This is a genomic window from Acidovorax bellezanensis (genome assembly GCF_025421555.1).
GTDB classification, from domain to species: domain Bacteria; phylum Pseudomonadota; class Gammaproteobacteria; order Burkholderiales; family Burkholderiaceae_C; genus Comamonas; species Comamonas bellezanensis.
Genome location: NZ_JAODYH010000018.1, coordinates 1 through 345 on the forward strand (window position 1 = coordinate 1; position 345 = coordinate 345).

1 protein-coding gene is annotated in these 345 nt (G+C 60.6%); it reads left to right on the forward strand.

The genetic code is table 11. From position 1 onward, the window contains the following. A partial coding sequence (locus tag N0K08_RS22725) for an EF-Tu/IF-2/RF-3 family GTPase (RefSeq protein ID WP_261502724.1) occupies positions 1-345 on the forward strand: 345 nt, incomplete at both ends.

The following is a 345-nucleotide window of genomic DNA, read 5'->3' on the forward strand; positions in this document are numbered from 1 at the left end:
TGAGCGCGCTGTGGACGGTGCTTTCCTGATGCCTGTGGAAGACGTGTTCTCGATCTCCGGTCGTGGTACCGTGGTGACGGGCCGTATCGAACGCGGTATCGTCAAGGTCGGCGAAGAAATCGAAGTCGTCGGTATCCGCGACACGCAAAAGACCACCTGCACCGGCGTGGAAATGTTCCGCAAGCTGCTGGACCAAGGTCAAGCTGGCGACAACGTTGGCCTGCTGCTGCGCGGCACCAAGCGTGAAGACGTGGAACGCGGCCAAGTGCTGTGCAAGCCCGGTTCGATCAAGCCCCACACCCACTTCACCGCTGAAGTGTACGTGTTGAGCAAGGACGAAGGCGG